The organism is Roseixanthobacter liquoris (genome assembly GCF_043195135.2).
Lineage (GTDB): Bacteria > Pseudomonadota > Alphaproteobacteria > Rhizobiales > Xanthobacteraceae > NCEH01.
Genome location: NZ_CM195537.1, coordinates 172628 through 193197 on the forward strand (window position 1 = coordinate 172628; position 20570 = coordinate 193197).

Annotated in this window: 14 protein-coding genes; 11 read left to right on the top strand and 3 right to left on the bottom strand. The window is 66.3% G+C overall.

Annotated elements, in window-relative coordinates; genetic code table 11:
• Positions 1–12: 12 nt before the first annotated feature.
• Positions 13–1095 carry an ABC transporter ATP-binding protein gene (locus V5F84_RS00830; protein WP_394043125.1) on the bottom strand — a complete coding sequence of 361 codons (1083 nt, stop codon included), beginning with the start codon at positions 1093–1095 and terminating at the stop codon, positions 13–15.
• 265 nt (positions 1096–1360) lie between these two features.
• On the opposite strand from V5F84_RS00830, the gene V5F84_RS00835 reads away from it, so the two are divergent.
• From V5F84_RS00835 to V5F84_RS00860, 6 genes are all read left to right on the top strand, one after another.
• The gene (locus V5F84_RS00835; protein ID WP_394043126.1) at positions 1361–2326 is read left to right on the top strand and encodes a 2-hydroxyacid dehydrogenase; all 966 of its coding nucleotides are present in this window, start codon (positions 1361–1363) and stop codon (positions 2324–2326) included.
• A gap of 112 nt (positions 2327–2438) precedes the next feature.
• The gene (locus V5F84_RS00840; protein WP_394043127.1) at positions 2439–2945 is read left to right on the top strand and encodes an AprI/Inh family metalloprotease inhibitor; all 507 of its coding nucleotides are present in this window, start codon (positions 2439–2441) and stop codon (positions 2943–2945) included.
• Positions 2946–3097: 152 nt separating this feature from the next.
• Positions 3098–3979: a protease inhibitor Inh/omp19 family protein gene (locus V5F84_RS00845; RefSeq protein WP_394043128.1), complete on the top strand. Its 882-nt coding sequence runs from the start codon at positions 3098–3100 to the stop codon at positions 3977–3979.
• A gap of 209 nt (positions 3980–4188) precedes the next feature.
• Complete coding sequence (locus V5F84_RS00850; RefSeq protein WP_394043129.1) at positions 4189–5106, top strand: TorF family putative porin; 918 nt, start codon at positions 4189–4191, stop codon at positions 5104–5106.
• Between the two features lie 474 nt (positions 5107–5580).
• The gene (gene gltB, locus V5F84_RS00855) at positions 5581–10287 is read left to right on the top strand and encodes a glutamate synthase large subunit (RefSeq protein ID WP_394043130.1); all 4707 of its coding nucleotides are present in this window, start codon (positions 5581–5583) and stop codon (positions 10285–10287) included.
• A 305-nt stretch (positions 10288–10592) separates the two neighbouring features.
• Positions 10593–12017: a glutamate synthase subunit beta gene (locus tag V5F84_RS00860; RefSeq protein ID WP_394043131.1), complete on the top strand. Its 1425-nt coding sequence runs from the start codon at positions 10593–10595 to the stop codon at positions 12015–12017.
• A 304-nt stretch (positions 12018–12321) separates the two neighbouring features.
• Here V5F84_RS00860 and V5F84_RS00865 read toward each other — a convergent pair whose 3' ends face one another.
• Together V5F84_RS00865 and V5F84_RS00870 are read right to left on the bottom strand one after the other, a co-directional pair.
• Entirely contained in the window at positions 12322–12903 is a 582-nt protein-coding gene (locus tag V5F84_RS00865; RefSeq protein ID WP_394043132.1) for a YqaA family protein, read from the bottom strand.
• A gap of 771 nt (positions 12904–13674) precedes the next feature.
• Entirely contained in the window at positions 13675–14712 is a 1038-nt protein-coding gene (locus tag V5F84_RS00870; protein WP_394043133.1) for a 2-dehydropantoate 2-reductase, read from the bottom strand.
• A gap of 220 nt (positions 14713–14932) precedes the next feature.
• Between V5F84_RS00870 and V5F84_RS00875 the strand changes: the two genes are divergently transcribed.
• From V5F84_RS00875 to V5F84_RS00895, 5 genes are all read left to right on the top strand, one after another.
• Complete coding sequence (locus tag V5F84_RS00875) at positions 14933–15784, top strand: IclR family transcriptional regulator (protein WP_394043134.1); 852 nt, start codon at positions 14933–14935, stop codon at positions 15782–15784.
• 373 nt (positions 15785–16157) lie between these two features.
• Entirely contained in the window at positions 16158–17171 is a 1014-nt protein-coding gene (locus V5F84_RS00880) for a Bug family tripartite tricarboxylate transporter substrate binding protein (RefSeq protein ID WP_394043135.1), read from the top strand.
• Between the two features lie 70 nt (positions 17172–17241).
• Complete coding sequence (locus tag V5F84_RS00885; RefSeq protein WP_394043136.1) at positions 17242–17748, top strand: tripartite tricarboxylate transporter TctB family protein; 507 nt, start codon at positions 17242–17244, stop codon at positions 17746–17748.
• A 150-nt stretch (positions 17749–17898) separates the two neighbouring features.
• Complete coding sequence (locus tag V5F84_RS00890) at positions 17899–19413, top strand: tripartite tricarboxylate transporter permease (RefSeq protein WP_394043137.1); 1515 nt, start codon at positions 17899–17901, stop codon at positions 19411–19413.
• A gap of 420 nt (positions 19414–19833) precedes the next feature.
• On the top strand, positions 19834–20469 hold the full coding sequence (locus V5F84_RS00895; protein WP_394043146.1) for a GntR family transcriptional regulator: 636 nt from the start codon (positions 19834–19836) through the stop codon (positions 20467–20469).
• The last annotated feature ends 101 nt before the right edge of the window (positions 20470–20570 follow it).

Genomic DNA, 20570 nt, shown 5'->3' on the forward strand with positions numbered 1-20570 from the left:
GGGCCGTCGCGCTCACGCCTCCAGGCGTGCGCCGGTGGCCTCGTCGAACAGGTGCTGGAGGCCGGGCATCGGCGCCACATGGATGATCTCGCCCGGCGCGAACATCATGCGCTCGCGGAACAGCAGGGTCACTTCCTGCTCGCTGGCCGTCTCGGTGCCGAGGCGCGCGACCACCAGAAGTTCGGAGCCGGTGGGCTCCACCACCACCACCCGCACGGGCACGCCCTGCGGATCGATGCGCACATGCTCGGGCCGCAGGCCGTAGACCGCGCGGCGCCCGCTGGCGGAACCGGGCACGCGCTCCAGCGGCAGCACCACGCCGCTGTCGCTCATGAAGCGGGCCGTGCCGTTCACCTGCACCGTGCCCTTGATGAAATTCATCGCGGGCGAGCCGATGAAGCCGGCGACGAACTGGTTCGCGGGCTTGTCGTAAAGGTCGAGCGGGGCACCGATCTGCTCCACCACGCCGTCGTGCATCACCACGATCTTGTCGGCCATGGTCATGGCCTCGATCTGGTCGTGGGTGACATAGACCGTGGTGGTCTTCAGGCGCTGGTGCAATTCCTTGATCTCGGTGCGCATCTGCACGCGCAGCTTGGCGTCGAGATTGGACAGCGGCTCGTCGAACAGGAACACCTGGGGATCGCGCACGATGGCACGGCCCATGGCCACGCGCTGGCGCTGGCCGCCGGACAATTGGCGCGGGAAGCGGTCCAGCAGGTGCGAGAGGCCGAGAATCTCGGCGGCGCGGGCGACGCGCTTGTCGATTTCCGCCTTGGGCGCGTTCCGCAGCTTCAGCGAGAAGCCCATGTTCGCGCCCACGGTCATGTGGGGATAGAGCGCGTAATTCTGGAACACCATGGCGATGTCGCGTTCCTTGGGGGGAACGTCGTTCACCACGCGATTGCCGATCAGGATCTCCCCGCCGGTGATGTTCTCCAGTCCCGCGATCATGCGCAGCAGCGTGGACTTGCCGCAGCCGGATGGGCCCACGAGAACGACGAATTCCCCGTCGCGAATATCCACATCGACCCCGTGGATGACCGCCGTCGATCCATAGGCCTTCTTCACACCGCGAATATCGACGGTCGCCATCCCGTTCCGCTCCTTGAACATCCACCCGATGCGCGCTCTTTATTGGCTCCGCTGAACGGAGACTGGCGCTTCATTTGGGCCACCGTGCGGCGGCCGTGCCCCAGCTTACGCGGGGTGCGCCGCGATCATGGTGCGGCGCTCATTTTCGATCAAGTGCTTTTTAAAACGATTGAACCAAAGCATAAGGCGGCTTATCCAGAAGCTTCCGATCCTTCGCCGCGCCCCGGTCGAGGCGCAGCCCGCCCCCTGAACGCCGAGCACTCTCATGACGGAAGATTCACGCCCCAAGCTGCTCCTCACCGGCCCCATCATGGACACCGTGGTGGAGCGCCAGCTGGCCGAGCACGCCATCCTGCTGGGCCTGGATGACTTCGAAGGCGCCATCGCGGCCCACGGCGCCGAGATCCGCGGCATGGCCACCCGCGGCAAGCGCAAGGTGGACGCCGCGCTGCTGGCGCGCCTGCCGAAGCTGGAGATCATCGCCAATTTCGGCGTCGGCTACGATACGGTGGATGCCGCCGCCGCCGCCGCGCGCGGCATCGTGGTGAGCAACACGCCCGACGTTTTGAACGAGGAGGTCGCCGACCTCGCCCTCGGCCTGCTGCTGGCCACCGTGCGCGAGCTGCCCCAGGCCGACCGCTTCACCCGCTCCGGCGCGTGGAAGAAGGGCGCGTTCCCGCTCGGCCCCACCTTGCGCGACCGCACCGTCGGCATCGTCGGCATGGGCCGCATCGGCAAGGCGATCGCCAGGCGGCTCGACGCCTTCGGCGTGCCGGTGGTCTATCACACCCGCCGCGCCCAGCCGGACGTCGCCTATACGCATTATCCCGATCTCATGGCCATGGCGCGCGATGTCGACACCATGATCCTGATCCTGCCCGGCGGCCCCGCCACGCGCGGCCTCATCAATGCCGAGGTCCTGGCGGCGCTGGGGCCGAACGGCATCCTGATCAATGTGGCGCGCGGCACCGTGGTGGACGAGCCGGCGCTGGTGGATGCCCTGGTCAACAAGACCATCCTCGCCGCCGGCCTCGACGTGTTCGTGGACGAGCCGAACGTCCCGGAAGCCCTGTTCGCGCTCGACAATGTGGTGCTGCTGCCGCACGTCGGCTCCTCCACCCATTTCACCCGCAACGCCATGGGGCAATTGGTGGTGGACAACCTGCTCTCCTGGTTCGAGGGCAAGGGGCCCGTCACCCCCGTGGCCGAGACCCCCTGGCCGCGCGCCTGAGGAGCCAGCCCGAGGACAAAAGCGGCGGGCCCCGCGCCCGCAGGCTTGCCGGGAGCGCGCGGGCGGATCAAGCTCCGGGCGCGGGAATTGGCCGCCCGGGATGAGGGGCATCATGGTTCGGTCGCAGGCGCGTGCCGCAATTCAAGCCCGGATCGCAGCCGCCGCGCGGGCGTGTTCGCCGCGCGCGGCTTCTGCCCGCGCCGCGCTCGCCGCCGGCCTGCTGGCGCTCGCCGCGCTCGCCCCCGCCCCGCGCGCCCGCGCGGACGATACGTTTCTGCCGATCGCCCCGCTCGACACGGCCTCGGCCGATCCGGCCTTCGTCGCCGACATGTTCGGCTATTATGAGATTCGCGACGAGACCGGGCGCAAGCGCTGCCGCATCCGCCTGCTGAAGGCGCCCACCATCGGCGGCATGCAGGTGGAGGTGGGCAAGACCTGCGCCGCCACCTTCCCGATCATGGGCGAAATCACCGCCTGGCGGCTCGGCGAGGGCTGGGTCATCGATCTGGTGGACGCGCTGCGCAAGACCCGGGTGCGCTTCCAGACGCCCGACGAGCGCTACGTGGCCATTCCCACGATCGACGGCATCGACACCATCGAAAAGCTGCCCGGACGCTGAGTGCGGCTCCCTTCGCGCCTTTCCCTCCCTTGATCGGTCTCCCGCGCCCCTTCTCCCGCGGCTCTTTCCCGCGCGTGCGGGCGCGCCACATTCTGTTTTCGGCCGACTTGCTTTAGCGTGACCCTTTCGCCGTGGTTGGACGGAACCGGATCATGCGTCGCCTTCGCCTTGCCTGCGCCGTTGCGCTGATCGCCCCTGCCTTCGGGCAGGCTGCCGCCTTCGCCCAGGCTCCGGCCCCCGCTCAAGCGCCTGCCCTCGCTCAAGCGCCCGCCCCGGCCGATCTGCTCGCGCAGGCCGGCGGCGCGGGAACGGCGCCGCAGAAGCCGGCGGCCAAGCCGCAGGCGCCCGCCAAGCCGGCCACGGGGGCCAAAGCCGATCCCGCCAAGGTTGATCCCGCCAAGGTTGATCCGGCATTGCGCGCGCAGGCGGAACAGGCGGCCGGCGCCTTCGTGCTGAGCAGCGCCGACGACCAGCGCAAATGCCCGCTCACCCTGAAGACCGATCCGGCGGCCAACGGCTTCGCCCTGGCGTTCGACGCCGGCGCCTGCGCGGGCATCGGCTTCATGCAGCAGGTGACGGCCTGGGTGCCCGATTCGTCGGGGGCGATCCGGCTGATGAACGTGCAGGGCCGCCTCGTGGTCGAGTTCGGCCAGGCGACGGCGGGCAATTACGAGGCGCTGCGGGAGGGCGACGGCGTCTATTTCCTCGCCAGCCCGACGGCCAGCGAGGATACCGCGGTGCGGGTGGAGGAAATGCTCGGCGACTGGGATCTCGCGCGCGTCGCGGGCACGCCCATCTGCCACGTGGTGCTGCTGGAGGAGGCGGCCCCGAACGGCGGGCGCAAGCTGCGGCTCGGCACGCCGTGCGATGCCGCCATCACCCAGTTCGGCCCGGTGTCCTGGAGCATCGAGGGCGGCAATGTGCTGATGGCGTCCGGCACCGGCGGCACGCCGCTGCGATTCGCACGACAGGAAGATGGCGGCTGGGCCAAGGTGCCGGAGCGGGGTAGGCCTCTCTTCCTGTTGCGTCAGTAACACATCAAGAACCCATAAAATAATCGTGGCACAGTCCAGCCACAGTTCTGCCCCGAGCGACGCACGCACAGGTTTCATCTTTGCGTTGCACTTTTGCAACATCAGAATCCAGCATTCATGCGGGTTTGCCTAAAGCACAGGCAGTTCGTGCCTTAATTTTCCCATTGGAACGCCTGCAAAAATTTGGTCTCAATCTGTGCAGATATCCATTGGGGGTTCACTTGATGAAGAAGATCGTTCTCGCCGCTGCCGCCAGCCTGCTGCTGTCGGGCGCCGCTTCCGCCGCCGACCTGAGCACGATGCCGGTGAAGGCTGTCGCCCCGGCGCCTGTGGCTCCCATGTGGGATCTGGCCTTCGGCGTGACCGGCACCTCCGACTACCTGTTCCGCGGTATCAGCCAGACCAACAACAACCCGGCGATCCAGGGCTTCGTCGAGCTCCAGCTGTTCGACTGGGTCTATTTCAACGTGTGGGCGTCCAACCAGAACTGGGTTGAGAACTTCCTCTGGGATGCCAACAGCTCGCTTGAAGTCGACTTCGCCGGCGGCCTGCGCCACACCTGGGGCAACTTCAGCCTCGACGTCGGCGCCGCCTACTACACCTATCCCGGCAGCAGCAACAGCATCGACCCGACCACGCTGCTGAAGACCGGCCTCGGCTCGACCGACTACAACTATTGGGAAATCTACGCGAAGCCCACCTATGTGGTCGCCCCCTGGCTGACCGTCGGCCTGAACCTCTTCTGGTCCAGCGACTTCGCCTCCACCGGCACGGACGGCACCGCCCTGTCCGGCACCGTCAAGGTTCCCCTGCCGGCCTTCGGCCCGGGTGGCGACTTCGGCTGGTACCTGTCGGGTGAGTTCGGCCATCAGTGGCTCGACACCGCCGCTTACAGCTATTCGGTGACCAACTTCGCTGGCATCACCTACGACACCTCGATCCCCGGCTACAACTGGTGGAATGCCGGCATCGGCTTCACCTATAAGGCCGCCACGATTGACGTGCGCTATTCCGGCACCGACCTCAGCGGTAGCGATTGCGCCTTCATCATTGGCAACAACAATGCTTGCGGTGATAAGATCGTCGCCAGCCTCTCCTTCGCGACCTCCTTCAACGCTCTGAAGTGATCGCAGATCCCCGTCCGCGCGACGGGGACTTTTGAAGCGCCGCGGCTCGCCGCGGCGCTTTTTTTATGCCTGGGCCACACCCAGGCCGGGCCCCCGCCCCGCGGCCATTCCCCGGGAAACGCACGCGCCCGAGGCGGCGCCTTCGCTTGCGGCAAAGACGCAGCCTTAGGGCGCAGTGCAGCAACGCCATTGCGCGAAACGCGGCTCCGCCGTACCGTTCTTGCGTCGCGCGGCAGCGATGCGCAATTTCCTCTGCTGGGCTTCGCCAAATGCAGGGGCGTTGACCTTGTGAGTTTGCCGCTTTTCTGTCATGTTCAGCGAGATAGGGCAGCGCTACTGCCCTATCAATAGCGTCTCAGCTGTCGGTCATCGCGAGCGTCTGTCCAGGACGCGCGCTTTTACGTGCGGAAGCGCGCCGATCAGCGAGGGTTGCGGTCTGCCGGCACGGCCCGGCATCAGGGAGAGGGCAAAATCATGGGTGCGACCGATCGCAGGGAAGGTTTGACCGGACAGGTGGCTCAGCGCGCCGCCGCGGTGAATGCCGGCGCGATTGTCGGTCGGCCCAAAGCTTTCGGCCTGTTCGATCCCGCCCAGGAGCGGGACGCCTGCGGCGTCGGCTTCATCGCCGACATCAAGGGCCGCAAGTCCCATCGCATCATCGAGGACGGCATCCAGATCCTGCTCAACCTGGAGCATCGCGGCGCCGTGGGCGCGGACCCCCGCGCGGGCGACGGCGCCGGCATGCTGGTGCAGATCCCCCATCGCTTCTTTGCCAAGGAAGCCGCCCGCCTCGGCTTCTCGCTGCCCGAGCCGGGCCAATATGCCGTCGGCCACATCTTCCTGCCGCGCGATGCGGAGGGCGAAGCCATCGTGCGCGCCGCGTTCGAGCGGCTGGTCGCCGAAGAGGGCCTGGGCCTGCTCGGCTGGCGTGACGTGCCCACCGACAATTCCTCGCTCGGGGAAAGCGTGCTGCCCACCGAGCCGCGCCATGTGCAGATCTTCATCGCCCGCGGCGAGAGCATCGCCGACGAGGATGCCTTCGAGCGCCGCCTGTTCGTGCTGCGCAAGGTGATCTCCAACGTCATCTATGACGCCAAGGACCCGCGCACCGCCGGCTATTATCCGGTGTCGCTGTCGTGCCGCACCCTGGTCTACAAGGGCATGTTCCTGGCCGACCAGCTGGGCGCCTATTATCCCGACCTGCACGATCCCGATTTCGAGAGCGCGCTGGCCTTAGTGCATCAGCGTTTCTCCACCAACACCTTCCCCGCCTGGCCGCTGGCCCATCCCTACCGGATGGTCGCCCATAACGGCGAGATCAACACGCTGCGCGGCAATGTGAACTGGATGGCGGCGCGGCAGGCCTCGGTGGACACCGAATTGTTCGGTGCCGACATCTCCAAGCTGTGGCCGATCTCCTACGAAGGCCAGTCGGACACCGCCTGCTTCGACAATGCGCTCGAATTCCTGACCCAGGGCGGCTATTCGCTGCCCCACGCGGCCATGATGCTGGTGCCCGAGGCCTGGGCCGGCAATCCGCTCATGGATGAGGAGCGGCGCGCCTTCTACGAATACCATGCCGCCCTCATGGAGCCGTGGGACGGGCCGGCGGCCATCGTCGCCACCGACGGGCGCCAGATCATCGCCACCCTGGACCGCAACGGCCTGCGCCCCGCGCGCTATATGGTGACGAGCGACGACACCATCGTGCTCGCCTCCGAAATGGGCGTGCTCACCCTGCCGGAAGAGAAGATCGTCACCAAGTGGCGCCTCCAGCCCGGCAAGATGCTGCTGGTGGACCTGGTGGAAGGGCGCCTCGTGCCCGACGAGGAGATCAAGACCTCGCTGGCCCGCGCCCATCCCTACAAGGAATGGCTGAAGCGCACCCAATTGGTGCTCGAAGACCTGCGCAAGGTCGAGGCGCGCGAGGTGCGCACCGACGTGTCGCTGCTCGATCGCCAGCAGGCCTTCGGCTACACCCAGGAAGACCTGAAGCTGCTCATGGCCCCCATGGCCGTGACCGGCCAGGAAGCCGTCGGCTCCATGGGCACGGATACGCCCATCTCCGTGCTCTCCAACAAGTCGAAGCTGCTCTATTCCTACTTCCAGCAGAATTTCGCCCAGGTGACGAACCCGCCCATCGACCCGATCCGCGAGGAACTGGTCATGAGCCTGGTGTCGTTCATCGGCCCGCGGCCGAACATCTTCGATCTCGAAGGCAACGCCCGCCGCAAGCGCCTGGAAGTGCGCCAGCCCATCCTCACCAATGAGGACCTGGAGAAGATCCGCTCCATCGGCTTCATGGAGGAGCGGTTCGACACCCGCACGCTCGACATCACCTATGCCACCGACAAGGGCGCGGCGGGCCTGGAAGGCGCGCTCGAGCGCCTGTGCGAGCGCGCCGAGGCCGCCGTCCACGGCGGCTACAACATCATCATCCTGTCCGACCGCATGACCGGGCCGGACCGCATCCCGATCCCGTCCCTGCTGGCGACGGCGGCGGTGCATCATCATCTCATCCGCACCGGCCTGCGCACCTCCGTGGGCCTGGTGGTGGAGACCGGCGAAGCGCGCGAAGTGCACCATTTCGCCTGCCTCGCGGGCTATGGCGCGGAAGCGATCAACCCCTATCTCGCCTTCGAGACCCTGCTGGGCATGAAGGAAGACATTCCCGAGGAAGTGGACGAGACCGAAATCGTCAAGCGCTTCATCAAGTCGGTGGACAAGGGATTGCTGAAGGTGATGTCCAAGATGGGCATCTCCACCTATCAATCCTATTGCGGCGCGCAGATCTTCGATGCGGTCGGCCTCTCCTCCGAACTGGTGGAGAAGTATTTCTTCGGCACCGCCACCACCATCGAGGGCGTGGGCCTCTCCGGCATCGCGGAAGAGACCGTGCGGCGGCACAAGCTCGCCTTCTCCGACGCGCCGGTCTATCGCCTCGCGCTCGACGTGGGCGGGGAATATGCCTATCGCATCCGCGGCGAGGAGCATGCCTGGTCGCCGGACAGCGTCGCCACCTTGCAGCACGCCGTGCGCGGCAATGCGCAGGACCATTACCGCGCCTTCGCCAAGATGATGAACGCGCCCGGCGACAACCAGCCGCTGACCATCCGCTCGCTGTTCCGCCTGCGCGAGGCGGGCGAGATCGGCAACACGCCGGTGGACCTCGCCGAGGTCGAGCCGGCGGCGGAGATCGTCAAGCGCTTCTCCACCGGCGCCATGTCGTTCGGCTCCATCTCGCGCGAGGCGCACACCACGCTCGCCATCGCCATGAACCGGATCGGCGGCAAGTCGAACACCGGCGAGGGCGGCGAGGAGGCGGAGCGCTACAAGACGCTGCCCAACGGCGATTCCATGCGCTCGGCCATCAAGCAGGTGGCCTCGGGCCGGTTCGGCGTGACCACGGAATATCTGGTCAATTCCGACGTCATGCAGATCAAGGTCGCGCAGGGCGCCAAGCCCGGCGAGGGCGGCCAATTGCCCGGCCACAAGGTGGATGCGGTGATCGCCAAGGTGCGCCACTCCACCCCCGGCGTCGGCCTCATCTCGCCCCCGCCGCACCACGACATCTATTCCATCGAGGATCTGGCGCAGCTCATCTATGATCTGAAGAACGTCAATCCGGCGGCCGACGTCTCGGTGAAGCTGGTGTCGGAAGTGGGCGTGGGCACGGTCGCGGCGGGCGTCGCGAAGGCGCGCGCCGACCACATCACCATTTCCGGCTTCGAGGGCGGCACGGGCGCGTCCCCGCTCACCGCCATCAAGCACGCCGGCTCGCCCTGGGAAATCGGCCTCGCCGAGACCCAGCAGACCCTGGTCGCGAACCGCCTGCGCGGCCGCATCGTGCTGCAGGTGGACGGCGGGCTGCGCACCGGACGCGATGCCGTCATCGGCGCGCTGCTGGGCGCCGACGAGTTCGGCTTTTCCACCGCCCCGCTCATCGCCGCGGGCTGCATCATGATGCGCAAGTGCCACCTCAACACCTGCCCGGTGGGCGTGGCGACCCAGGACCCGGTGCTGCGCAAGCGCTTCAAGGGCACCCCCGAGCACGTCATCAATTATTTCTTCTTCATCGCGGAGGAGATGCGCGAGATCATGGCGCAGCTCGGCTTCCGCTCGGTGGAGGACATGGTGGGCCGGGTGGATGCGCTGGACCGCCAGCCGGCGATCGACCATTGGAAGGCCAAGGGGCTCGACTTCACCCGCATCTTCGCCCAGCCGAACATGCCGGCGGACGTCTCCGTCCGCCACAACGAGCGCCAGCACCACCCGATCGAGAAGGTGCTCGACCGCACGCTGATCGCCAAGGCGGCGCCGGCGCTGGAGCGCGGCGAGAAGGTGGTGATCGACAGCGCGATCCGCAGCGTGGACCGCTCGGTCGGCGCCATGCTCTCGGGCGAGGTGGCCAAGCGCTATGGCGGCGCCGGCCTGCCGGACGACACCATCGAGGTGAATCTCTCCGGCACCGCGGGCCAGGCGTTCGGCGCCTTCCTCATGACCGGCGTGACGCTGAACCTCGTGGGCGAAGCGAACGATTATGTGGGCAAGGGCCTCTCGGGCGGCCGCATCGTCGTGCGCCCGCCGGCCAATTCCACCATCGTCGCGGAAAATTCCATCATCGTCGGCAATACGGTGATGTACGGCGCCACCGACGGGGAATGCTATTTCCGCGGCGTGGCCGGCGAGCGCTTCGCGGTGCGCAATTCGGGGGCAGTCGCCGTCGTTGAAGGCACCGGCGACCACGGCTGCGAATATATGACCGGCGGCATCGTGGTGGTGATCGGCCAGACCGGGCGCAATTTCGCGGCCGGCATGTCCGGCGGCGTCGCCTATGTGCTGGACGAGGACAAGAGCTTCGCCAAGCGCTGCAACCTCTCCATGGTCGATATCGAGCCGGTGGAGGAGGAGGAAGACCTTCTCGAACGCCTCCACCACCACGGCGGCGATCTGGAGTTCAAGGGCCGCATCGACGTGCAGGGCGACATGTCCCGCCACGACGAGGAGCGCTTGCACCAGTTGATCGCCAAGCACTTGCACTATACCGGCTCGACCCGCGCCCAGACGATCCTGGACAATTGGGCCGATTACCGCAGCAAGTTCGTGAAAGTCATGCCGGTGGAATACCGCCGGGCCTTGCGCGAAATGGAAAAGCGGCGGGGTCTTCAAGCCGCGGAATGAGGGCGCGCTTAGAAGGCGGCTCCGCTTTCCCCACCCAGGAGCAACATGCTCCCTCCCCCCTTGCGGGGGAGGGTTGGGGAGGGGGGTGACACAGCCTTCGCCTGGAATGACATCCGACGAGCGAGCGGAGAGCGCATCACCCCCCTCCCTAGCCCTCCCCCGCAAGGGGGGAGGGGACGATCGGAGGGCTTCGGAGGGGCGCAATCCATGAACGGCTCCGCAAAAGCGGAGTCCTCAAGCTGGAACAATTCTTGTAATGGAGCTATCGGCGCCGGGCGCGCGACGCGGCTCCTGGAGGGGATCGAATGGGTAAGGTTACGGGGTTCCTGGAAATTGATCGGCGCGAGCAGAAGTATCAGCCCGCATCCGACCGCATTCGCCATTTTCGCGAATTCACCTTGCCCCTGCCGGACCCCGAGGTGGCGAACCAGGCCGCCCGCTGCATGGATTGCGGCATTCCCTTCTGCCACGGTCCCACCGGCTGCCCGGTGCACAACCAGATTCCGGACTGGAACGACCTCGTCTATCAGGGCGAGTGGGAAGAGGCGGCGCGCAACCTCCATTCCACCAATAATTTCCCCGAGTTCACTGGCCGCATCTGCCCCGCCCCGTGCGAGGAAGCCTGCACGCTGAACCTGGAGGACGTGCCGGTCACCATCAAGACGGTGGAACAGGCGATCGCCGACAAGGCCTGGAAGAACGGCTGGATCCAGCCCGAGCCGGCGCAGGTGAAGACCGGGCGCTCGGTGGCCGTGGTCGGCTCCGGGCCCGCCGGCCTCGCCGCCGCCCAGCAGCTCGCCCGCGCGGGCCACGACGTGCATGTGTTCGAGCGCGAGCCCAAGGCCGGCGGCCTGCTGCGCTACGGCATTCCCGACTTCAAGATGGAAAAGGTGCACATCGACCGCCGCGTCGCCCAGATGGAGGGCGAAGGCGTCACCTTCCATTATGGCGTGAACGTCGGCGTCACGAAGCCGGTTCAGGAATTGCTCGACAATTACGACGCCGTGCTGCTGGCCGGCGGTTCGGAAGCGCCGCGCGATCCGCGCCTGCCGGGCCAGGAATTCGAGGGCGTGCATTTCGCCATGCCCTATCTGGTGCAGCAGAACCGCCGCGTCGGCGGCGAGGACGTGGGCCGCGAACATCCCCTGCTGGCGGCCGGCCGCCATGTGGTGGTGGTGGGCGGCGGCGATACCGCCTCCGACTGCGTGGGCACGGCCTTCCGCCAGGGCGCGCTTTCGGTGTCCCAGCTCGACATCCGCCAGGTGCCCCCCATGAAGGAGGACAAGCTGGCGGTGTGGCCCTATTGGCCCACCAAGTTCCGCACCTCCTCCTCCCAGGCGGAAGGCGCCGAGCGCGAGTTCGCCTGCGCCACCCTCGCCATCGAGGGCCGCAACGGCCGCGTCACGGGCGTGAAGTGCGTGCGCGTGGACGAGCGGCGCGAGCCCATTCCCGGCACGGAATTCGTGCTGCGCGCCGACCTCGTGTTTCTCGCCATCGGCTTCGCCGCGCCCCTGCACGAAGGCATGCTGGACCAGTCCGGCGTCGCCTATGACAAGCGCGGCAATGTGGCGGCGGACGAGACCTCCTATCTCACCTCCGTGCCCAAGCTCTATGCGGCGGGCGACATGCGCCGCGGCCAGTCGCTGGTGGTGTGGGCGATCCGCGAGGGCCGCCAGGCCGCGCACGCCATCGACAAGGACCTGATGGGCGAAACCACCCTGCCCCGCTGAGCGGCCGATCGCTGCGCTGCCGTCATGGCCGGGCGTGTCCCGGCCATCACGCCGGGCGACCGCCGCGTGGGCCGGTTGGTTTGCGTTCGAGATCGCGAAACGCCTCATCGCCCGAACGTCGGCGAACGTCGGCGAAACACGGGGTTTCATCCTCCGAAGCGCCGCGGAGACGCGTTTCTCCGCGCGGTTCGTCTTTGCTAACCCACTGTTTCACGTGAAACATTTTATGCGGACTTGACGGAAACGAGGGCTTTGCCCCCCGCCCCCCGTCGCACCGGACGGGCGCTTCTGCTTTTCGCTCCCGTCACATCAGATACGCCGCCGCGAGCAGGCCGATCACCACCACCGCCAGCAGCCCGAGCGTCACAAGGCCGAGCCGCTTCTCGATGAATTCCCGCGCCGACGGTCCGAAATAGCGCAGCAGCGCCGCCAGCAGGAAGAAGCGCGCGCCCCGGGTGATCAGCGACAACACCAGGAACCAGAACAGGTTGTAATTGGCGAAGCCCGACGTGATGGTCACCAGCTTGTAGGGGATGGGCGTGATCCCCTTCAGCAGGATCACCCAATGGCCGTAATGGGCATAGGCCTGGCGAAAGCCTTCCACCTTCTGGCCGTAGCCATAGAGATTGATGAGGAATTGCCCGACGCTGTCATACAGCAGCGCGCCGATGGCATAGCCCACCAGCCCGCCGGCCACCGACGACAAGGTGGCGATGAGCGCATAGGTCCAGGCCTTGTCCGGCCGGGCCAGGGTCATGGGCACCTGAAGCACATCCGGCGGAATGGGAAAGATGGAGCTTTCCGCAAACGAGACCACGCCCAGCGCCCAGGGCGCGGACGGGCGCGCGGAATAGGCGATCACCCAATCATAGAGTTTACGGAGCATCGGAAATCTTTGCGGTGCGGGAGGTTGGGGCGGGTCTAGACGCGGCGGGCGCTCCTGTCCAGACGCGTGTGGACGGCAGCGCTTGGGATGGTTGCGTGCTGCATTGCAGAAAGGTAGGAACCAGTCGCACGGTTGCGACATTAACCACTTTGAAATCCAGACGGGGGGCGCAGCCTTCCGGAGAGCCGGGTTTAACCAAAAGGGAACCAGTGTGGCGGCACCGTGTCGCCAGCCGCGGTCCCCCTTGGTGACCAGAATTAGTTATGAGATCCGTCATGCTGAAGCGCATTGCCGTATTTGCCGCCCTCGTCCTCGGCTACGCCCTCACCGGCGTCGCGCTCAATGCCGGCGACTTCGGTCGCACCGGCGCACCGGTGGCCATGGCCGTCGAGTGATCCCCTCCGCCGGAACCATGTCCGGCGGATGATGATCCGGCGCGGATCGCCTCCGCGCCCTGGTGCAACGCCAACACTTTTGCTTCCCCGCATCCTCCCGCGCTTCGATCCAGGATCGCCGCGGACCGGCCGCTTCCCGCATTGCCGCATAAAAGAGAGGCCGGCCCGAACTTCGGACCGGCCCAAGAGGCTCTGGAGGGAGGCGTGTTGCGCCCCTGCGGGCGGGAAATGAATTGACGGGCCTCGGCGCCGGTGCCCCGCCCGGCCCTGGCCGCGACGAGGCCCGTCTTGCCCCGGGTGCGGGTTTGGGCGCGCCGCCCAGGGCAATCCTGAACACACAGGGCCGGCCACGGAGCCGGCCCGGGCGCGGCGAGGCTCAGTGCGCCACGGCCTTGGCGGAGGCGAGGTCGGCAGCGGTCAGAGGCGGGCAGGACAGATGCCCGCCGAGCCCGGCGACAGCGGCGCGCTGGCGCACCAGGGCCAGAACCACGTCGAGGGTCGGGGTCGGCACATCCACCAGGCGCCCCATTTCCTGCACAACCGTGACCAGCGGGTCGATTTCCATCGGCCGGTCCCGCTCCAGATCCTGGAGCATGGAGGTCTTGTGCGCGCCCACGGCGCCGGCGCCATTGATGCGGCGCTCCACGTCCACGCGGAAGTTGACACCCAGCCGGTTGGCGATGGTCTGCGCCTCGATCATCATGGAGCGGGCGACCGCGCGGGTATCAGGGTCGGAGGCGATCACGTCCAGCGTCGCGTGGGTCAAGGCGCTGATGGGGTTGAAGCAGAGATTGCCCCACAATTTCAGCCACAACTCGTCGCGGATATTGTCCAGCACCGGCGCGCGCAGGCCGGCCTTGCCCATCATCTCGCTCAGGCGCTCGACGCGGGCACTCTTTTCGCCGGACGGCTCGCCGATGGGGAACTTGTCGCCATAGACGTGCTGGATGACGCCCGGGGCGACCACCTCGGTGGCGGGATAGACGATGCAGCCGATGGCGCGCTCGGGGCGCAGCACGTCCCACTGCTTTCCACCCGGATCGATGCTTTCCAGCGTGCGGCCTTCCAGCGCGCCGCCGGACTTATAGAAATACCAATAGGGCACGCCGTTCACGGCGGTGACGACGCTGGTATCGTTGCCCAGCAGGGGACGCATGCGGTCCACCACGCTCGGCACGGAATGGGCCTTGAGGGCGATGAAGACGTAATCCTGCGGGCCGAGTTCGGCCGGATCGTCGGTGGCGCGCACCTTGGCGACGCGCTCCTCCCCATTGATGAGCAGCTTCACGCCGTTCTGCTGCATCGCTTCCAGATGCCCGCCGCGCGCCACGAGGCTCACCTCGGCGCCGGCCAGCGACAGCTGCACGCCCAGATACCCGCCGATGGCCCCCGCCCCGTAAATGCAAACCTTCATGGCGCTGCCTCCCATGCTCCGAGCTTCTCGCCCGAATGCCGTATAATGTATACCAGAAAACCAGACGATCGGTGCCGTCGTCAAATCCTATTTCATGATATTCGTGAGAAATCTTTCCAGAATGTGGAAAATTGTCACAGCGGCTCGCCGCACCCCGGTTTCGCTGTAAGGTGCGCCCGCTGGCTTCCGTCACGGAGCCATGAATTGGGCCACTTCCCCCATGCCAGATACCGAGATCCTGCCCCGCCGCCGCGGCCGCCCCGCCTCCACCGCCCCCGAGGCGGGCGGCGAGGTTCAGTCGCTGGACCGCGCGGTGGCCCTGCTGCGCGTGCTCGCGGAAGCCGATGGGATGAGCCTGTCGGATATCGCCAAGAAGGCCGATTTGCCGGCCTCCACCGTGCATCGTCTGCTGGCCACGTTGCAGAAGCGCCAGCTGGTCAATCACGACCATGAGAACGGCTTGTGGACCGTGGGCCTCGGCCTGTTCCGCATCGGCGCGGCGTACCTGCGCATCCGCAAACTGCCGGATATCGGCCGCCCGGTCATCCGCCGCCTGCTGCACGAGACCGACGAGACGGTGAATCTCGCCATGTTCGACGGCAACGAGTTGGTGGTGGTGGCGCAAGCCGAGGGGCATTCGGCGGTGCGGGCCTTCTTCCGCCTCGGCGCGCGCCTGCCGCTGCACGCCACGGCCGCGGGAAAATGCATCCTGGCCGTCGCCACCCCGGCGTTCCGCGGCGCCTGCCTGGCCCAGATGCGCTATGAAGCCTTCACGGTGCGCACCCACCGCACCGAACGCTCGCTGATGGACGATGTCGGCGCCATCGAGGCGCGCGGCTTCGCCATCGACGACGAGGAGCACACCCTCGGCATGCGGGCGGTGGCGGCGCCGATCTTCAATGAATGGCGCGAGCCCATCGGCGCGGTCTCGGTCTCCGGCCCGGCGGTGCGCATGAGCAACGACCGGATCCTGCGCCTCGGGCCGCGCATCGTCGCCGCCGCCGAGCAGATGACGCGCCTGTATTCCGGCGCCGACGAAGTGCTACCCCCGGATTTCGTCACCTATCGCTGACGTCGCCGCCGCGCGACGTCTTTGCCCGGGCGCGTCGACCCGCGCGCGCATCCCCACCGAGGCAACATTCGGGTGCCACGGGCGCACTCGGGCGCCCCGATGTGCTGCATCGCACACAGTGCAACGCAGGGCACGCCGGGCGCGAAACCGGCAGTCCTCGTCATATTTTCTGGCATATTGTATTATTTATTTTGATTTGAAGTATTCGGCGCACGATATGCCCATACGGCAATTTCATTTGCGCGCCTTTGACATACAATATACTCTTCTCTCATCCGCTCCTAGCCAGAGCGGCAATAAAAGCAGCTACGTCAGCACGTTAGGGAAGGTGATCCGCTTACTTAAGAAAGCGGACGATCGGGAGGAAAAACGAATGCGTTTGGCCCTAGCCAATTCCGTGAAGCAGTTCGCGGCCGTCCTTGCCGCCGCGGCGGCCTTGTCGCCGCTGCCCGCGCTCGCGTGGGAGCCCACGAAGAATGTGGAATTCATCGTTCCCGCCGGCACCGGCGGCGGCGCCGACCAGATGGCCCGCGTGATTCAGGGCATCATCCAGAAAAACAACCTGATGACCCAGTCGATGGTGGTCATCAACAAGTCCGGCGGTGCGGGCGCCGAAGGCTTCCTCGACATGAAGGGATCCGCCGGCAATCCGCACAAGATCATTATTTCCCTGTCGAACATCTTCACCACGCCGCTCGCCACCGGCGTGCCGTTCAAATGGGACGACCTGACGCCGGTTTCCATGCTGGCGCTCGACGAATTCGTTCTGTGGGTGAACGCCAAGGCGCCCTATTCCGACGTGAAGGGCTATCTCGAAGCCCTGAAGACCGCGGCCCCCGGCAGCGAATTCAAGATGGGCGGCACCGGCTCCAAGCAGGAAGACCAGATCATCACCGCCGCCATCGAGCAGAAGACCGGCGCCAAGTTCATCTACGTCCCGTACAAGGGCGGCGGAGACGTGGCGGCGCAGCTGGTGGGCGGGCACGTCACCTCCTCCGTCAACAACCCGATCGAGGCCGTCTCGCAATGGCGCGCCGGCGAGCTGAAGCCCCTGTGCGTGTTCGATGACGTGCGCCTCGCCTACAAGACTCCGGTCACCGCCGACAAGTCCTGGGGCGATATCCCGACCTGCAAGGAAGGCGGCCTCGACATCGAATATTTGATGCTGCGCGGCATCTTCATGGCGCCCAAGGTCACCAAGGAACAGGTCGATTATTATGTCGATCTGTTCAAGCGCGTGCGCGCGACGAAGGACTGGGCGGACTTCATGGAGAAGGGCGCGTTCAACACCTCGGCCCTGACCGGCGAAGAGTATAAGGCCTGGCTCGGCAAGGCCGCCGATACACATCGCACGCTCATGGAGAAGGCGGGCTTCATCGCCAAGTGATGGACCGCCGGGGCGGCTCCGCCGTCCCGGCCCCCATCTGCGGCGGTGATCTCCAAAGGAGGTTGCAAGCATGTCATCGGATGTCGAAAAGACCCAGAAAACAGTCTCGAACCGCACGATGGACGTCGTCGTTGCGCTGCTCTTCATGGTGCTGGCGGTGGTGGTGATGGCCGACAGCTGGCGCGTAGGCGCGCGCTGGGCGGAAGACGGCCCGCAGGCCGGCTATTTTCCCTTCTATATCGGCCTCATCATGTTCATCGCCAGCGTTGGCACCATGGTGCAGAACCTCATCACCAAGACTCCCGACCTGACCAATTTCGTCGATCGCGAGCCCTTCATGCAGGTGCTGAAGGTTCTGGTGCCGACCATCGTCTATGCGATCCTGATTACACTCATCGGCATCTACGTTGCCTCGGTCATCTTCATCGCCTTCTTCATGTGGTGGCTCGGCAAGTATAAGCTGCCCATCATCCTCCCGGTCGCCATCGGCGTTCCGCTGGCCTTGTTCGTGATGTTCGAGATCTGGTTCCTGGTGCCCCTGCCCAAGGGCCCGCTGGAGACAGCCCTCGGCTATTGATCGCGGCCGCCCGCACGCCGGGCGCCTGCCAATCCGCAGGTCCCGCGCCGTCCCGGCTCAGCCGCGACGCCGACCCGACCGCATCCGCCGCCAAAAACACAACACCCGCATGTCCGGGCAAGGGTTGCCGGGGCCGAGGGGAGGAATTCCGTGGAAGCGCTCACATCACTCATCGGGGGTTTTTCCGTCCTCGCCGATCCGATGAACATCGTCTACATGTTCGTCGGCATCGCGCTGGGCGTGCTGATCGGCGTGCTGCCGGGCCTCGGGGGCGCCAATGGCGTCGCCATCCTGCTGCCGCTGACCTTTTCCATGTCGCCGGTCTCGGCGATCATCATGCTCTCGTCGATCTATTGGGGGGCGCTGTTCGGCGGCGCCATCACCTCGATCCTGTTCAACATTCCAGGCGAACCCTGGTCCGTCGCGACAACCTTCGACGGGCATCCCATGGCCCAGCGGGGCAAGGCGGGCGAAGCGCTGACCGGGGCCTTCACCGGCTCCTTCATCGGCGCCTTCTTCGCCGTGCTGCTCATCACCTTCCTGGCCCCGGTGATCGCCAAGTTCGCGCTGCAATTCGGCCCCGCTGAATTCTTCGCGGTCTATCTGCTCACCTTCTGCTCGTTCGTGGGCATGGGGCGCGAATCGCCGTTCAAGGTGCTGGCGGCCATGACTTTGGGCTTTGCGCTCGCGGCGGTGGGCATCGATACCGTGACCGGCCAGCTGCGCATGACCTTCGGGTCGGTGGAGCTGCTGCGCGGCTTCGACTTCCTGGTGGCGGTCATCGGCCTGTTCGGGGTGGGCGAAATCCTTTTGACCATGGAAGAGGGCCTCGCCTTCAAGGGCAAGAGCGCCAAGATCAACCCGAAGGTGGTGTTCCAGACCTGGGCGCGCCTTCCCGCCTATTGGGCGGGCATGCTCCGCTCGGCGGTGGTCGGCTGCTGGATGGGCATCACGCCCGGCGGGGCGACCCCCGCCTCCTTCATGAGCTATGGCCTTGCCAAGAAGTTCTCCAAGAACGGGAATAATTTCGGCAAGGGCGAGCTGGAAGGCGTCGTGATGCCGGAAGTGGCGGCCCATGCGGCCGGCACCTCGGCCCTGCTGCCCATGCTCACGCTCGGCATTCCCGGCTCGCCCACGGCGGCGGTGCTGCTCGGCGGCCTGCTGATCTGGGGCCTGCAACCCGGTCCGCTCCTGTTCGTCGAGCAGAAGGACTTCGTGTGGGGCCTGATCGCCTCGATCTATCTCGGCAATATCGCCGGCCTGATCGTGGTGCTCACCACCGTGCCGCTGTTCGCCGCCATCCTGCGCATTCCGTTCAGCGTCATCGCTCCGATCATCCTCGTGATCTGCGCGGTGGGGGCCTACACGGTGCACAATGCCGGCCTGGACATCGCCGTGATGCTGATCTTCGGCGTGATCGGCTATGTGTTCAAGAAGCTCGACTATCCCCTGGCGCCCCTGGTGCTCGCCCTGGTGCTCGGAGACATGGCGGAAAGCTCGTTCCGCCAAGCCATGCTGGTGTCGCAAGGCCATCTCTCCATCTTCTGGTCGAACCCGCTGGTGGGCTCCATCGTCACCCTCGCCCTCATCATGCTGTTCTGGCCGGCGATCAGCGCCATCAAGGCGCGGATGACCAAGGGGGCCCGGCACGCCGCGGCGGAATAGCCCGGCCCGACGAAGGGAAGCCGGCGGCGCGGCCGCCGGTTTCCCCGCCCAGCGGATCGCGGACGGCGCCCGCGCCGCGCGCGCCAGGAGGGCCGCGCCTCACTGCGGCCGCAGCTTGCCGCAATGCTGCTAAGCGGCATCGCGCTCCGGCCCCGGCCGACCCTGCATCGCACCGGCATTGCGACCGCTTTCCGCAGGCCCATCGGTCGCACCCATGCCGCTGAAGTCGTTGCACCGCAGCATGTTTCGCCGTCTCGGGGGTATTGCACCCTCCGCTAGCATACAGTACACAGTATTTCACCGACGGCGCGCGCCCGCCAGAAGGCGCAGGCCACAGGGAAGGGAACACCAGTCGTGCATCAGGTCGCCGACACACCAAAGCTCAACGTGGAGCCGCTCGGCGCCTCCTCGAGCTTGCGCATGCTGGCCTATGACGCACTGAAGCGGGCCATTACCGAGATGGACATCTATGGTTCGACCGCGGAATTCAGGCTCGACGAGCGCCAGCTCTCGGAAGATCTCGGCGTAAGCCGCACGCCGATCCGCGAAGCCATGACGGTGCTGGAGCAGGAAGGCTTCGTGCGCTCGGTGCCCCGGCGCGGCATCTTCGTGGTGCGCAAGACCAAGCGCGAAATTCTCGAAATGATCACCGTATGGGCCGCGCTGGAAGGCATGGCCGCGCATCTCGCCGCGACCCGCGCGAGCGCCGCCGACCTCAAGAGCCTGCGCCGCCTGTTCAACGATTTCGAGCAGGAAACGCCGCACGCCCATACGCACGAATATTCCCAGGCCAACATTGCCTTCCACCAGGCCATCATCCGCATGGGCGGCTGCAACCTGATCGTGGACATGACGCAGAACCTGCTGCTGCACATGCGGGCGATCCGCGCGGTTTCGATCCGCCAGGAAAACCGGTTGGAAACCTCGATCCGCGAACACACGGGGATCATCGACGCGCTCGAAAGCCGCGACCCGGAGCGCGCCGAGCGCCTGGTGCGCGAGCACACGCTGGGCCTTGCGGCCCATGTGGAGAAACACGGAGTTTTTCCCGAATAGGCCGCGCGGCCGGGCGGGAAAATTGGACATCGCAAGGAGACGCGATATGTCAACGACGGGCATCATGAAGAGCGAGGCCATCGGGCGCGAGCCGCCCCGGG

Bases quoted from the DNA above. Each gene is read 5' to 3' on its own strand.
- V5F84_RS00830 (WP_394043125.1), bottom strand. From the start codon at position 1,095: ATGGCGACCGTCGATATTCGCGGTGTGAAGAAGGCCTATGGATCGACG.
- V5F84_RS00835 (WP_394043126.1), top strand. From the start codon at position 1,361: ATGACGGAAGATTCACGCCCCAAGCTGCTCCTCACCGGCCCCATCATG.
- V5F84_RS00840 (WP_394043127.1), top strand. From the start codon at position 2,439: ATGGTTCGGTCGCAGGCGCGTGCCGCAATTCAAGCCCGGATCGCAGCC.
- V5F84_RS00845 (WP_394043128.1), top strand. From the start codon at position 3,098: ATGCGTCGCCTTCGCCTTGCCTGCGCCGTTGCGCTGATCGCCCCTGCC.
- gltB (WP_394043130.1), top strand. From the start codon at position 5,581: ATGGGTGCGACCGATCGCAGGGAAGGTTTGACCGGACAGGTGGCTCAG.
- V5F84_RS00860 (WP_394043131.1), top strand. From the start codon at position 10,593: ATGGGTAAGGTTACGGGGTTCCTGGAAATTGATCGGCGCGAGCAGAAG.
- V5F84_RS00865 (WP_394043132.1), bottom strand. From the start codon at position 12,903: ATGCTCCGTAAACTCTATGATTGGGTGATCGCCTATTCCGCGCGCCCG.
- V5F84_RS00870 (WP_394043133.1), bottom strand. From the start codon at position 14,712: ATGAAGGTTTGCATTTACGGGGCGGGGGCCATCGGCGGGTATCTGGGC.
- V5F84_RS00875 (WP_394043134.1), top strand. From the start codon at position 14,933: ATGCCAGATACCGAGATCCTGCCCCGCCGCCGCGGCCGCCCCGCCTCC.
- V5F84_RS00880 (WP_394043135.1), top strand. From the start codon at position 16,158: ATGCGTTTGGCCCTAGCCAATTCCGTGAAGCAGTTCGCGGCCGTCCTT.
- V5F84_RS00885 (WP_394043136.1), top strand. From the start codon at position 17,242: ATGTCATCGGATGTCGAAAAGACCCAGAAAACAGTCTCGAACCGCACG.
- V5F84_RS00895 (WP_394043146.1), top strand. From the start codon at position 19,834: ATGCTGGCCTATGACGCACTGAAGCGGGCCATTACCGAGATGGACATC.